General features: G+C 45.1%; 9 protein-coding genes and 1 pseudogene. 3 read left to right on the forward strand and 7 right to left on the reverse strand.

Features of this window, described 5'->3' with window-relative positions:
• Positions 1 to 33: 33 nt before the first annotated feature.
• The 3 genes and pseudogenes from AB1S55_RS03415 to AB1S55_RS03425 all read right to left on the reverse strand — a co-directional run bounded on the left by AB1S55_RS03415 (position 34) and on the right by AB1S55_RS03425 (position 4,101).
• Positions 34 to 905, reverse strand: a pseudogene (locus AB1S55_RS03415) (TraB/GumN family protein).
• A gap of 281 nt (positions 906 to 1,186) precedes the next feature.
• Complete coding sequence (locus AB1S55_RS03420) at positions 1,187 to 1,771, reverse strand: transglutaminase family protein (protein WP_370980391.1); 585 nt, start codon at positions 1,769 to 1,771, stop codon at positions 1,187 to 1,189.
• On the reverse strand, positions 1,771 to 4,101 hold the full coding sequence (locus AB1S55_RS03425) for a Tex family protein (RefSeq protein WP_370980392.1): 2,331 nt from the start codon (positions 4,099 to 4,101) through the stop codon (positions 1,771 to 1,773). Before AB1S55_RS03425 ends, AB1S55_RS03420 begins: the two co-directional genes overlap by 1 nt.
• A 330-nt stretch (positions 4,102 to 4,431) precedes the next feature.
• Here AB1S55_RS03425 and AB1S55_RS03430 point away from each other — a divergent pair, with 330 nt between their 5' ends.
• From AB1S55_RS03430 to AB1S55_RS03440, 3 genes are all read left to right on the forward strand, one after another.
• Positions 4,432 to 4,857: a group II truncated hemoglobin gene (locus AB1S55_RS03430; RefSeq protein ID WP_370980393.1), complete on the forward strand. Its 426-nt coding sequence runs from the start codon at positions 4,432 to 4,434 to the stop codon at positions 4,855 to 4,857.
• Between the two features lie 74 nt (positions 4,858 to 4,931).
• Positions 4,932 to 6,119 carry a class I SAM-dependent rRNA methyltransferase gene (locus AB1S55_RS03435; RefSeq protein ID WP_370981622.1) on the forward strand — a complete coding sequence of 396 codons (1,188 nt, stop codon included), beginning with the start codon at positions 4,932 to 4,934 and terminating at the stop codon, positions 6,117 to 6,119.
• Between the two features lie 55 nt (positions 6,120 to 6,174).
• Complete coding sequence (locus tag AB1S55_RS03440) at positions 6,175 to 6,876, forward strand: SIMPL domain-containing protein (RefSeq protein WP_370980394.1); 702 nt, start codon at positions 6,175 to 6,177, stop codon at positions 6,874 to 6,876.
• A gap of 40 nt (positions 6,877 to 6,916) precedes the next feature.
• On the opposite strand, the gene AB1S55_RS03445 is transcribed toward AB1S55_RS03440, so the two are convergent.
• From AB1S55_RS03445 to AB1S55_RS03460, 4 genes are all read right to left on the reverse strand, one after another.
• Entirely contained in the window at positions 6,917 to 8,248 is a 1,332-nt protein-coding gene (locus tag AB1S55_RS03445) for a hypothetical protein (protein WP_370980395.1), read from the reverse strand.
• A gap of 107 nt (positions 8,249 to 8,355) precedes the next feature.
• A complete protein-coding gene (locus AB1S55_RS03450) occupies positions 8,356 to 10,011 on the reverse strand; it encodes a hypothetical protein (protein WP_370980396.1) in 1,656 nt (551 codons plus the stop codon).
• Positions 10,012 to 10,038: 27 nt separating this feature from the next.
• Complete coding sequence (locus AB1S55_RS03455) at positions 10,039 to 12,498, reverse strand: LamG domain-containing protein (protein ID WP_370980397.1); 2,460 nt, start codon at positions 12,496 to 12,498, stop codon at positions 10,039 to 10,041.
• A 9-nt stretch (positions 12,499 to 12,507) separates the two neighbouring features.
• Complete coding sequence (locus AB1S55_RS03460) at positions 12,508 to 13,701, reverse strand: hypothetical protein (protein ID WP_370980398.1); 1,194 nt, start codon at positions 13,699 to 13,701, stop codon at positions 12,508 to 12,510.
• Between the last annotated feature and the right edge of the window lie 545 nt (positions 13,702 to 14,246).

Consider the following 14,246-nt stretch of genomic DNA (forward strand, 5'->3'; position numbering starts at 1 on the left):
CTTCTCTTCTACTTCAAGTAAATAAACATACTTTTAAATAAGCTTTTCTATTTTATAACCTTTGTCTTCCAGAGACTTAATAAGGCCATGAGGCCCACCCATATGTGCAAGGCCAACCAGAACAAATTCCACTTGCTCTGTTTGTGCATATTCTTCAATTTTCACAAGCCATTTAGAGTTTCTTTCAACCATCAAGATTTGATACTCTTCGGGACGTTGTTCGCGACGCTCTTTCTCTGAGGCTTCTTCAGGTTTGTCTAAATCGCCACTGCGCCATACAGCCTCAGTTTCTTTAATGCCCTCTATTCCTTCTTCCAGCATGTCAATCGCATAATTAATCGTACTATTTGGAGTATTGGAAAGTTTTTCAAAAGCTATAACTTGCTCGTCCGGTGTATCCAAAGGAAGACGCACCTTACCATCAGCTTTTGCTTTCTGATAAAAATAATCATCAACGCCATATTCGCGTGATCTGCCATGCTTGCTATATTCCATTTCCAGTAAAACGTGGCTAACAAGAGAAGGTTTGAAGCTGGCAAATTGCCCAACAGACATACCGCGATTTGTTAAATAGTGGTCAAGGGGCTATAGGTAGTTTCATCCAACACATCTTTAATGCTTTTCCCCGGCGGTAACATCATTGCCACCATAGCTTTTTGTTGAAACTCGGGTGAATTCATTTCATCCGAATCTGTTTCAAAAGCCAATACTTGTGACTCTTTATAGGCTTTGTCATAGGCCTCAGGCAGAGGATGATCAGCAACACTTAACAAATGAATCGTGCCACCAAAATACATGACGGAATCATCTTTAGTGACCTTCCAAACGGCACTTTCTGCCGATGCAAAAGAGCAAAACCCTGAAACCAGAAAACAAGCCACATAGTAGCTAAGTTGGCGATACATGTTTAAATCCTTTTGTAGAATGTGTCTAATTATTATGTGAAACCGTAGATAGTATGATCCGATCTATCCGTCAGCTTGACGAGCTGTTATGGGGGAATAATAAATATTGTTTGTCACCGTAATGCTACCAATTGGTAATACTCATACATCGAATTAAAACTATCTAAACGGCTTAAACTTGTTAAATAAGAGCAATGACAAGAGCTTAAGTGGCATAGTAAATATGAAAACTATATAGCCAGAATTTAAGATACAGTACTTTATTGAAAGGAAATATCAATCTAGAACACTGTAATATCAGGCAAATTCTGCATCACAGCTTTAATATCACTATGTGATTCCAGCGTGTTGATAACCTCATTAATCGGTTCAGGCCACACTCCTTGTAAATCTGCTTCACCTTCATATTTGATAGGGAACGCTAGAACTTCCCGACTAGGATTAAACTGAGCATTTACCCCTTCTTTGTTGCCACGTGCGTCGACACGAAACCAGCCGAAATTATCGAGATAAATCGCATTTAGGCCATGCAAACAAAAAGGAGGCGTTTCACCATCAATCGTTAAGCGCTGATAACAAAGGCCAGCAGGAATACCATTTGCCCGCAACAATGCTGCTAACAAATGACTTTTGGCATAACAAAAACCCGTCGTATGTAAAAGTACATCTGAGGCTTTGCATGTTACTGGGTTGAGCTGAAAATCCCAGCTGTGCTTAATATGGTCGCGAACATAAAGAAAACAGCGCTCGGCGATAGCATATTTATCACTATCGCCTTGTTTAAGTTCTAGCGCACATTTTAAGACAGCTGGATGCTGCCAATCGATGTACTTGCTTGCACTTAAATAGCGCTGCAGATTCGCCATTATTTTTTATTTTTCATTGCTTGGGCAAATAAAGCAGCCATAGTGCCCTCACCTTGAGTAGCAGCCTGCCCACGACCTTGACCACTTTGATGTTTACGCTGAGCGCCTTGAGCACCGCGACGCTCTCCGCCTTTAGCTTGCCCACTGCGCGCTTCGCCCGGCTTATCATCCATACGCATGCTTAAACCAATACGCTTACGCGGCGCGTCAACTTCCATGACTTTTACTTTAACAATGTCACCGGCTTTAACAACTTCTCTTGGATCTTTAACAAAGGTATTGGAAAGTGCGCTGATATGTACCAAACCATCTTGGTGAACACCTACATCCACAAAGGCACCAAAGTTAGTTACATTGGTCACCGTGCCTTCCAATACCATGCCTTCTACAAGGTCTGATATTTTCTCTACACCCTCTTGAAACTTTGCAGTTTTAAACTCGGGGCGAGGGTCGCGACCTGGTTTATCTAGCTCAGAAATAATATCGGTTACCGTTGGAATACCAAACGTTTCATCCGCATAATCTGCCGCTTTAAGTCGACGTAAAAAGGAGCTATCGCCAATTAAATCATTAACGGCTTTGCTGTTAGTCTGAGCTATCTTTTCAACTACGGTATAAGATTCAGGATGAACCGCTGAGGCGTCTAATGAATTTTCAGCATTTGCAATACGTAAAAAACCTGCTGCTTGTTCAAATGCTTTGGGGCCAAGGCGACTAACTTTTAATAATTGCTTACGGCTTTCAAACGCACCATTTTCATTGCGATGACTAACAATATTATTAGCAATGGTTTGGTTTAACCCTGATACTCGAGCCAATAATGGCGCCGATGCCGTATTCACTTCAACACCAACACCGTTCACACAATCTTCAACAACCGCGTCGAGAGATCGCGCTAAGCGAGTTTGGCTTACATCGTGTTGGTACTGACCTACACCAATGCTCTTAGGTTCAATTTTTACAAGTTCCGCCAACGGATCTTGCAAGCGGCGAGCAATAGAAATAGCACCACGGATAGTCACATCTAAATCGGGAAATTCTTTTGCCGCAAATTCAGAAGCAGAATAAATAGAAGCACCCGCTTCATTAACGATGACTTTTTGCACCTGTGACAACTTATAGCTTTTAATCATGTCACCAACAAACTTTTCAGTTTCTCGGCTAGCTGTACCGTTACCAATCGCAATAAGAGTCACGTTATGCTTTTGAATTAAACCAAGCAATACCGCTTCTGATTCACGAATTTTATTTTGTGGTGGTGTGGGGAAAATAGCGCAGTGATCAAGGACTTGGCCGGTACTGTCAACCACAGCTACTTTCACACCGGTGCGCAAACCGGGATCCAAACCGATAGTGGCTTTTTGACCTGCTGGCGCCGCCAACAATAAATCTTTTAAGTTTGCCGCAAAAACGTCAATGGCATCAGCTTCTGCTTTATCGCGTAAATCTCCTAATAAATCGGTTTCTAGGTGGGTCGCCAATTTTACTCGCCAAGTCCAACGTACAACTTCGCTTAACCACTTGTCTGCGGCGCGGCCTAGATCTTGAATATTCCAACGCTCAGCCACTAAAGATTCTGCAGGGTGACTTTGGCCCGGCTCTAAATCTTCTTCAAGGGTAAATAACACATTAAGCACACCCTCATTGCGGCCGCGGAACATTGCCAAAGCTCGATGGCTCGGTACTTTAGCTAGTTGCTCTCGATGATCAAAATAGTCGCGGAATTTTGCACCTTCTTGTTCTTTACCTTCAACCATCGTTGCATGCAGCCAAGCTTCCTGACGCAAGAAATTACGCAAACGCTCTAAGAGCTCTGCATCTTCACTAAAGCGTTCCATCAAAATTTGTTTAGCGCCATCAAGTGCATCTTTTACTGTGGCAATACCGGCATCAGCATTAAAATAACTTTCAGCTTGTACTTCAGGCTCTAGGCTTGGATCGGCAAATAAGGCATCGGCCAAAGGCTCCAAACCTGCTTCGCGCGCTATTTGTGCTTTGGTGCGGCGTTTTGGCTTATAAGGCAAATAAAGATCTTCAAGTGAGGTCTTAGTACTTGCCGCCTTAATTTGTGCCTCAAGCTCAGGGGTCAACTTTTCCTGCTCTGTAATGCTTTTTAATACGGCTTCACGTCGCTCATTTAGTTCACGTAAATAGCTTAAACGCTCGTCGAGGTTCCGCAATTGACTGTCATCTAGACCGCCTGTCACTTCCTTACGATAACGAGATATAAAAGGTACGGTGGCACCTTCATCAAGTAGGCCTACTGCTGCTGCGACCTGAGTTTCTTGAACACCAAGTTCCTTGGCGATAATAGAAGTGATTTGAGACATTCTTGACCTATGTACATGTGCAAACTTAGGCGCGGATTATGCGCTAAGTCGCGCTGTCTTACACCCTTGAACTTTGTTGCTTTTTGGGTTTGGCTTGGAGCTATCTTATTAGTTTTAGAGTCCGTCCCAGCACAGGGAAAGGCACTCAGGGCACGCTCATGACTCCCTGTTCGCTAAACGGCCGCTCCCGACGGCCGATTGCCCTTCTTACCTTCTCCCAGAACTGAGACTAAGTGCCACGTCAAAGGCTGGATATGGCTTCCCTAACTGTGGGCTGAGAGTCTAGACTCTGCCCCCACACCCACATACTCACTGCACCGCAACTCACTTATGACAAACACACTTAAGTTCGGCACTTTAGACGCCTCCTACCAAGCCGCCGGCCAGCTTGAAGGTATTATTAAGCTAGTCGATGCCTTTTATGACTATATGGAACGCTTGCCAGAGGCCGCTGAGATTAGGGCCATGCACCGCGAAGACCTCAGCGATTCACGCAAAAAACTGAGTTACTTTCTCAGTGGTTGGCTCGGAGGCCCCAAACTATATAAAGAGCACTTTGGCGGCATCAGCATCCCGCAAGTTCACAGCCATTTAAAGGTTGGCGCAGAACAGCGCAACGCTTGGATGCTGTGCATGAAACACGCACTTAAAGACCAAGATTACAGTGACGATTTTAAAAAATACATGTTTGAGCAACTCAGTGTGCCAGCAGAGCGTATTAGACAGGTCTGTTCACACGCCCAAGACTCAGAGTAATTGCTCTGCTGCCTATGGCCTTGCGCTATAATGCGCCCACTTTGCCAGCTCCAACCTTTATAGCGAGTACAACCATGCTGCCTACGCTCTACCTTAAGAAAAATGCCGACAAACGCCTGCGCCAAGGCCACCTGTGGATTTACTCCAACGAAGTAGATACCAAACGCAGCCCGCTAACGGGTTTTGAAACAGGCAGCTTAGTGATCGTCGAGAACGATAAGGGCCGCGCACTCGGTATTGCGACACTCAACCCTAAAGTCTTGATGTGTGGCCGTTTAATTACTCGCAACACCAAAGCCAATATCAATCGTAAATTCTTTATGAAACGCATTAAACAAGCGCTTGAATTGCGAGAGATGTACTTTGAAAAACCCTACTATCGCCTTGTATACGGCGATTCAGACTTTATGCCTGGCATTGTTTGTGACCGTTTTGGCTCAGACCTAGTTGTACAACTAACAACCGCAGGCATGGAAAACTTCAAACAAGAAATCCTCGAAGCCTTTGATGATGCTATTGAACCAACAGGCATGATCTTAGCAAACGATCACAGCGCTCGAGTGCTTGAAGAACTACCTAGCTATAGCGAACGTTTTGGCGACGTAGGAGATGAATTTATTCTCGAAGAAAACGGCGTTAAGTTTGCTATTCCCAGCGAAGGTGGGCAAAAAACCGGCTGGTTCTATGATCACCGCTTGAATAGAGCTCAGTTGCAAAAAATGTCAAAAGACAAAACGGTACTCGATGTTTTCTCTTATGTCGGTGGTTGGGGCGTACAAGCGGCCGCCGCTGGCGCTAAAGAAGTCAGCTTTATTGATGCTTCCGAGCAAGCCCTGTCTTGGGTAGAGCGTGCCTATGAGCTAAACCAATTAAAACAAAAACCCGAGTGTTTACACGGCAAAGCGGTTGAGCAATTAAAAGCCTTAATTGAACAAGGACGAAAATTTGATGTCGTAGTGCTGGATCCACCTGCGTTTATTAAGCGCAAAAAGGATCAAAAGAACGGTGCCGCTGCGTATAGGCACATTAATGAACTGGCTATGCGTTTGGTTGAAGCTGGCGGAATTTTAGTAAGTGCTTCGTGCTCCATGCACTTAGCAGATGATAGCCTCGGCGACATAGTTCGCAGTGCTGCTGCACACTTGGACCGCGACGTACAACAAATATTTAAAGGCAGCCAAGCACCGGATCACCCCGTACACCCGAGCATTGTTGAAACCCAATACCTCAAGGCTTTATTTTATCGTTTAAGCCGCAGGTAAAAATGTCACAAAATGGACTTAGAGTAAAAAACTAAGCCCAACAAGGAGAGACAAAATGAGATTAGCCGGACTTTTTTTAGTTTTATTGTGTAGTAGCCAAGTATTCGCTTTTGATTCGGACGACCGCTTTATTCAAGTTAGTGGCGAAGCAAGTAAGTCAGTTAGCCCCGACCAAATGCATTGGAATATTTCCATTAGCAACGAAGGTGTCGACTTACAAAGTGTTGCCAAACAACACAGTCAAATTAGCAAACAGACCTTAAGCAGCTTAAAAGATATTCTGGCTAACGACAGTAAACTACAAAGCCAAAATATGAATCTTCGCCAGCGTACTCAGTGGAAAAACGGCAAGAACATCAACACAGGCTTTATTGCTAGCAGCCGTATTTCATTCACATTAAATGATGTTGAACTTTACCAACAACTTTGGTCAAGCCTTGCTGGTATCAAAGGCGTGCAAATTAATAACGTTAGTTATGACGTAAGTAATCGGGAAGCCTTAGAGCAAGAAGTTCAACTAACTGCGCTCACCAACGCCAAAGCAAAAGCAGAACGCATGGCTGCAGCCTTAGGTCAGAAAATTGGTAAACCTCTCTCGATCAGCGAAGCCGGTCAAGCAGGTCCTATGCCTCTTATGAAGACCCGCGCGATGTCAGCCGCTGTTGAAAGTGAGGAGTTAGTTTCTGGACAGAAGAGTATAGAGCTTGGTGAAATCAAAATACGCGGACACGTTGCGGTAAGTTTTGAGTTGAAGTAAATCCGATGGGGCAAGGCAAGCTTTGCCCCTAGTTTATAGGCTACTGTCTCATTTTAAAAAACTGAACCAACATCTGCTTCATTTCTTGCGCATCTACCGAATCTTTTTTAGCCGCATAACGCGCTATATCTTGAATACTTCGTTTGCCATCAACTTGTTTATACAAATTTGCCAAAAACTCACTGGTAGCAGATTCACGTAATATCACATCACTGACAGGAACCGGCACAGTAGTATCGATTAGCCAAGTTGGCATGGTACTTAACTCTGGCTCTGCATCTACGTGCTGACGTTTAACCGCTTGCCAAGACCATACTGTTTCCATTCGATAGCCCGCACTATAAGGCGACTTAAGATAAGGCATCTCTGTTTTTTTCAGCTCTTCTAGCTCAAAACCCGCTTTTGCTGCAAGCTCTACTAACTCATCACTTGAATAACATAGGCTATCTCTATTCTGGTTAAATACTAATGAGCCCATATTTAACCAAGCCCCCCCTATGGGTAAATATTGATTTAACTGAGATAAAAACTTAGAGAACTCATAAGGCTGGATATCAATAATCCACGGCGTTAGCACAGTATCAAAACTGTGTTTTTTAAAGCTGGGTTTTGCCGCATCAGAAAAGCAAAGATGAAAACCTTCAGGAACATTCGTTAAGGCTTGCATCTGGTGTTTGATAGCGTAGTAATCCGTAATTTTTGGATGCAGTGGGAATTCGGTAAAGAAGAACGATTCACCACGTAACATTTTATTTAAAGCAAGTAAAAACATCGGATTAATATCACAAGCCACGGTAAGGTCAGCATCCAAGTGCTTATGTACATCTAAAGCTAAACGCCCTGCACCGGATCCTAAAACACATAATTTACCGAGTTTAGCTGGCGCTACTTTTTTTATTAACTCTAAACTCTGTTGATTTTCTTCTTCGCCCCACTGCCAGTCTCTATAAATATTGGCTTCATAGCTAAGTAGGTTCTGCGTCGTTGGCGCTATGTCTCGTAGAGCGCTGTAGGTTTCTGACGAAGCGACTTTCGCCCGCGTTAAGGGTTCTAATAACGTTGTGACTTCAAGTAAAAAATCTTTTTTAGCTTGTAACAAGCTTTCGACACGAGAGTAAAAAACAGCGCTGGCATCTTCACTATCTCGTTCAAGCAAAGCAATTTCTTGCAATAAAGTTTGTTGAAAGTGGTTGAGCTTAGCCCCCCAATCCAAAAGTGAATTACGTGGATGGGCAATAAGCCAAGGAATGCCATCGATCAGCGGGTAGCTGTGCTGGCCATCTTCACTAACAAGCTGATCCTCAACTTGCTTTAGAGCGTGGCCTGTTTGTGGGCAGGCCAATATAGCGGCCAAAGCTGGACTCAGAGTCATAAGCTTATCCTTAAGAATTTATGTTCTTAGTTTAGCTGGATTCTGAGTGTTAAGAGAGTACTCAGGCAAGAAGGAGGCGGCCAAAACCAGCTCACCCCCTCGTTTTGTTAACTGTTCGTTAAACCACCGTCGACGATTGGTTCAAACGCCACGTAATTATCGAGAATTGCTTGCGAAGAGCCCAAACCTTGAGTCAAACCCTCCGTATCAAAGTTAGTGGCAAAATCCCCCGTCTCCCCATGCAGAGCCATGTAATTCAGAATCACAGTTTGCACAAGCTGATCGACATTATTTGCTGCAGGGCTACTAGCCGTTTCAACATCCCCACTGGCCCGCATATACCCAATCTGCTGATGGCGCGCCTGCTCGTCCATAGAGGCACCCAATAACTGAGCACGACCGCCAGGGTTATACACCAAGAAAAATGATGCCGCCGTTTGCTGATTATCTGATGTCCACATCCCTTTGCCGCGACCAAGCTCGGTATCTTCAGTTGCACCATTAGAAGATAAGGAGCCATCGGAGCTAACATAGAGCATCAAGGGCCGGCCTTTACGCGCTGCATATTCCAAACACGCGCCCATACAGCGGCCAGCACGTAAATCACGAACCTCACCGGTTGAACGACCGCCGCCATGATAGTCATAACCGCCCATAGCAATAGTGCCCGCCCCCGCATACGGATAACCATTAGCAGGGCTGTCTAAGACCAATTTCATAACTGAAGCAGTTTTAGAGAACTCTCTATCATCCATTTCGGCACTAGTAAAAATACCGCCGGGACCAACAATATCGGTGTCTTGGAAAACATCTAATACACTGATATTTGGAAATTGATCGGCAAGGCTTGCGTTTTCAACATAGGTACAAGCGAGCTTTTCACGCACTTCGTTATCGTTGCTCAGGCCGGTTGATACACTGTCGGTTTTTGCTTTCGATAAGCGCGCCACACTTTCCATGACATTAACCACTTCTTGTGGGCTTAATGAACCAAAATCACCCACGCTCACCAAACCAGTTACATCACTAGGCCTATCAATTTTACTAGGCCTCAGATCCGCCTGAATGTACTGGGCCGGTGCCATTGAGTTACCGCCGCTCTCACTGTTACGTGAACCAATAGTTGATAGCAGGCTGCCTTTGGCACCGCCCACACGGGCAATACCATAAAGTGGGTTGTGGGGGTTATTGCCCGTATCGTTTTCTGAACGGGCAGGTATCACGGCGCCATTAATATTAGCCCGTGTCGTTAAGGATGTGCGCTCTAATATGCCACGTAAAAAGGCTGAGTCAGAGTGAAAAGCCAAGCCTAAAGAGGTATCTGTGTGATCGCCATTTGAAGTACCTGTTTCACTGCTGCCAGCCCCATTGGCTTCCGCCGCACCGGGAACCATGTCGCCGGGCAGGCCTTGCTTGCTATAGCCTCCACTGCTTAGGAAGTCCATTTGACCACCCGCACCGCCAACAAGCACATTGGAACCCGCCATATTGGCGCCACCGGCCAAATCAATATGAATAAAAGGAATCTTGCGCGAAGAGCCGCCATCCAATTCACATTCAGTTAAACGAGTCAGCATATCTGGGCTTAAAGCTGCCATAGCTTGTGGTGAGGCCAGTATAGAACCGAGCACACCCGTCGTCGCTACCGTTCCCACTCCTGCAGTAAAACCTTGAGCTAAAAACTCACGACGTGTTTTAGGCCTTGCATGGCCGCTCTGGTAGAGCGGCTGGTCGGGCGCAACATAGAGATTTTTCTTAGTCATTACATATTACCTTTTAATTGCGCCTGCTTATTGCACCAACATCAACGCTGACCCCAGAGCTGCCGAGCAGCTTGCGATCACCGTGGTTTGGGTATTGCCGTTGCCAGCCATGTTATCGATTAGATTGTTAAGCTCCATTTCTACATCAGCTGGATCTGGCTGAGTAGCCAGACTTACCGTTAAACCATCGTAATCAAGCTCATCGCTTATCAAGGCCTTCATTAAGGAACCAACAATAATTTCTCGACCAGCAGCATTAAAGGCCGCAGCATAGCTTGCACCAAAATCAAAACCAGGCCAAAACTGAGAGCGCAAACTATTGTCTTGTACCAGCGCCGTACAATAGGCCACCGAAAGCTGCATCACACCACTTTGATGAGAGGCTAAAAACGCTTGTGGGTTAGCATCAACAGGCATTTGTTGACGCACAGCATCAAACACACTCTTAACACTGACTTCATCCGTTGCCACTCCTGTCATCTGGCTTAAGTTCAGATTAACTTCATCAAAAGTACGTACACCAATTTCACTTTGCTCTTCAACAGCCGCAAGAGGAACTCGCTCAGGTACAGGTTCAGCGGGGCGCGCATAAGAACGGCCGGCAATGCTGTCAAAACTTAAGAAAAACTGATCTATATCTGCCCCCTGCTCTAGAGGGATCAAAGCCCCTAGACGGCCTAAAGAGGTGCCTGCTGCAGAACTGTAGTTCTCTGAATTAATAGTGATATCTAAATTTGCATAGGCCTGACCTGTAGCGACTTCACGCCCATTCAAACCAAGGCGTAAGCCTTGAATACGTAAATCGTCAGGCACAGTGCTGTTATCCAAGCTGATAAAGAATGGCTCAGTAAACAGGTAGCCGTAATTATCATATTGCTGCACTTCGAAAACGATGTAGGCTTCAGGCACATCAATGAGGTGACTTAAGCCAAAGAGTAAAAAGAACTTTTCACCTACACCTGCTTCAAAGTTTTCAGTAATGTCTTCAACACTTAATTTGCGATTATGGATGGCGAGCAAACGCATCGTCCCCATCCACAACTCGGCATTGTCGACCTCATTACCAACAGCCAGCGCATAAGTTGGGTCCCAATCGGCTAAGTTGCCAACTTGCTCTGTGTCTTCAGCAACGAGTTCACCATTCACAAAAATACTCTGCCCATTAATTGGGTCGAAATTGACCACTACGTGCTGCAAAGTTGCCTGCAAAACTTCGTCTTCAGAAGGAGTGCTTAACTGGTCACCACCAGCGCCTTCGGCCTCACTGTGACGCACAAGAAAATCATAATCATAAGTCGTTTGGCCAAGGGTAAAGTTACGATCATCAGGTCCGCCGCTATAAGTCACAATTCGAGCAGGGCCATCTTGAGCTACATTGTCAGGAATAAGCCAAGCTTCGACTGAAAATTCGCCTGTACTACTTATAAGGTCATACAATTTAGAGGAGGTACTTGTTGCACCTTGGGCCTTGCCATCATTAATACGCACCCCCCAGGAACCAACCCACTCATAGTCACCACTTAAGTTGAGATCTAAAGCAGGCTCCACCCCTGAAGTATCAAAAGCAATAGCACCTTCACCAGTTTTAAATTCATAAAGCGCAATCGCTGCACTTTCAACACGACCACCAGAACTTGCTACTATGCCATCGGGTAAACTTAAAGCGCGACTCACAACAAGAGCAGGGTCAACCTCTGTGGTTGGAATCCCGTCAGCAAGAGCCTGAATAGCCTCTTCCATCGTGCTCGCATTAGCCGCACAGTTACTCCAGCAATTATGTGAATCAAAACCTAAACGGTTAACTAAACGGCTAGACGCTGGGTTATCGAGTTTCATACGGCTTTTAGCCGCTTGATAAGCAACATCAATATCGGCACTGGCTAAATACGGCTGCTGCTTAGTCGCACTGTCTTCGCTATGACAGTCAACACAATAACTTGTCAATACCGGATAAACAGTGGTCGAAAACAACGCTGAATCGAGAGGAAAGTTCTTAGACTGACCTATTTCAATTTCAGGGGGTGCTACCAACACAACCGCATTGGGTTCCGCCCCGGAAGCTGAAGCCCAATTTTCAATGTAATTAGTAATAATGTCTGCACAAACATTTGGCTCGCCACTCCAGCAATTGTGGCCACTCTGAACCTTGGTCACCAAGCGTGATAACGGCGGCGCACCCAAGTCAACTAACTTGTTGGCTTCCGCGTAAGCGAGGTTAATATCATCAGTGCGAACAAACATGGGGCTTTGCTCACCTTCAATATGGCATGCGCCACATCGATCACTGGTAGCTAAGTTATCCCATACATTGATTTTAAAATTCTGCACATCATCCGTGCTCGGAGCAGGCCCTTTATAAACCAAACCCGAGTTGCGCCCATCATCTGCGCCTTGCGCATTAGCCTGAACCCCTTCACCACTGCCACTACTACAAGCAGCGACGGTAGCCAATAAAGACAGCGAAGCTACGATTTTTATTACTTTCATCACTAGCTCCTAGTTGCCAGCACAATAAAGTGCAGATTGAGCAAACACAGATTTAAGATTGTGGCCATTGCCAACAAAACTTGTTTGCATTTGCTGCAGTTGGTTTAGGTCATCATCATCGTGAGCATCACGCAAGCAAACCTGCTTGAACACTTTGCGAACCGCACACGAAGCAAAGGCTTCACTATGAGCTAGCTCTTGCATCATCGAGCGTAAACCTTCGCCCTCACCATTCAAGCTTTGGTCCCAGCCAAGGACAGCGTTTTGGCCAACACGCCAGTAATTAACCCAAGTATCATCGGGCGTGACATAACCATAAGGAAAGGTGGCATCATTATTAAAATATTTAGGCTGAACACGTGAGTTAGTTTCTGGGTCTATATCAGTGTTGTATTCAATCTGACCAAGCTCTGCTTCGGGGTCAGCATCAACATCAAAAACAAAATCGTAATAAGCCATGCTTTGAGTAAGCGGGTCCATGCCTGCATGACAGCCCATACAGGTATTTAAAAACACGCGACTATCTCCACCAGGGCTGCGGCTCACATCTTGACGAATTCGGTCTGGAACACGTGTTACATCGTGCACCTGCTCTAAATCCATACACAGATGGTTAACCAAGGTATAGCGAAATTGCGCCCTATTAGTACCGGCAATAAAAAAGGCTTTGGCTGCTGCTCGGCTGGTAATAACACCTGAGGTTGCACTCTCAGGCAGGCCCGTCACACTGTGTTGATCACGATGGACTAGAGTGTCCTTTAAGCTAATATCGGCCGCTTCAAGCTCAGCGTAATGATTGTTGTTGCTGTTGTTATAAGCGCTTAAACCCGAAGCATTGCTGACATAGATATGATTACCATATAAAACCTCACGGTAATCGATCTCATCACGAACAAGCCCAATGACGGTAGCACTGTAATCGTTGAGCGGCGTAAACACATCAAAATCACGATTTGTCCAAGGACTGGCCCAATTCTTTAACGTAGCGCTATAAAAACCTTCGTTTTCCATCGCCAGTGCTGCTGCTGCATCGGCATCACCATCATCAATTAAGGTCGCCATTTGTAACAACACCGGCTCACTAGGAGCGGTACCTGCCAACCTGTCATGTATGCGCTTTGCCTGCTCCAGTGAGCCCGCCAAGCTAAGCTGACACACAGCCAAACTTGCACAGAACAAAACAAGTCTATTTATTAAATTCATATCATTACCCAATCGCCAGCGCTAAAGAATCTATTAACAGCCTGTAATAAAAATCTTGTAGTGAAGCTCAGCTTTTATAAATTCATTGCTTTTTCTTGCCCTAATACGTCACTTTTTGTCACGTCATTCTTTTTATTAGGGCTGCAACACGATGAAACTGCACTCTCACGCTTTCCTTATCTAGAGAGGCAAACTTAATACGCAGCTTTCATTCCTAAAACAGATAAAACGGCTTTGCCAATCCTGCTTTATGACAGAAATGAGACTCAGTACTAAATTCCACAAACAAACTGCGAACAAAGTATGAGCTAAAAGAGCTACATTACATGAGAACCAGAGCTCGTATTACGCCAACAAGCTAAGTTTTCAGACCTTAGGTTCATTAATTAGGCTAAACGGCAAGATAAGTGATGCTGGCATAATTGTTGATATGCCAAACTAGACTATTCGAAAATCGACTTGGCTATGAAAGCTAAGATTAAAACACAATACCAATCTGACACAGCCTAACTAAAACAAGGGATCTTTTTAGTAAGTACGTGCAG

This window comes from Agaribacterium sp. ZY112 (assembly GCF_041346925.1).
GTDB lineage: Bacteria > Pseudomonadota > Gammaproteobacteria > Pseudomonadales > Cellvibrionaceae > Agaribacterium.

What these genes read in the sequence shown, in the direction of transcription:
- AB1S55_RS03420 (WP_370980391.1), bottom strand. Translation starts at nt 1,771, where the DNA reads ATGGCGAATCTGCAGCGCTATTTAAGTGCAAGCAAGTACATCGATTGG.
- AB1S55_RS03425 (WP_370980392.1), bottom strand. Translation starts at nt 4,101, where the DNA reads ATGTCTCAAATCACTTCTATTATCGCCAAGGAACTTGGTGTTCAAGAA.
- AB1S55_RS03430 (WP_370980393.1), top strand. Translation starts at nt 4,432, where the DNA reads ATGACAAACACACTTAAGTTCGGCACTTTAGACGCCTCCTACCAAGCC.
- AB1S55_RS03435 (WP_370981622.1), top strand. Translation starts at nt 4,932, where the DNA reads ATGCTGCCTACGCTCTACCTTAAGAAAAATGCCGACAAACGCCTGCGC.
- AB1S55_RS03440 (WP_370980394.1), top strand. Translation starts at nt 6,175, where the DNA reads ATGAGATTAGCCGGACTTTTTTTAGTTTTATTGTGTAGTAGCCAAGTA.
- AB1S55_RS03445 (WP_370980395.1), bottom strand. Translation starts at nt 8,248, where the DNA reads ATGACTCTGAGTCCAGCTTTGGCCGCTATATTGGCCTGCCCACAAACA.
- AB1S55_RS03450 (WP_370980396.1), bottom strand. Translation starts at nt 10,011, where the DNA reads ATGACTAAGAAAAATCTCTATGTTGCGCCCGACCAGCCGCTCTACCAG.
- AB1S55_RS03455 (WP_370980397.1), bottom strand. Translation starts at nt 12,498, where the DNA reads ATGAAAGTAATAAAAATCGTAGCTTCGCTGTCTTTATTGGCTACCGTC.
- AB1S55_RS03460 (WP_370980398.1), bottom strand. Translation starts at nt 13,701, where the DNA reads ATGAATTTAATAAATAGACTTGTTTTGTTCTGTGCAAGTTTGGCTGTG.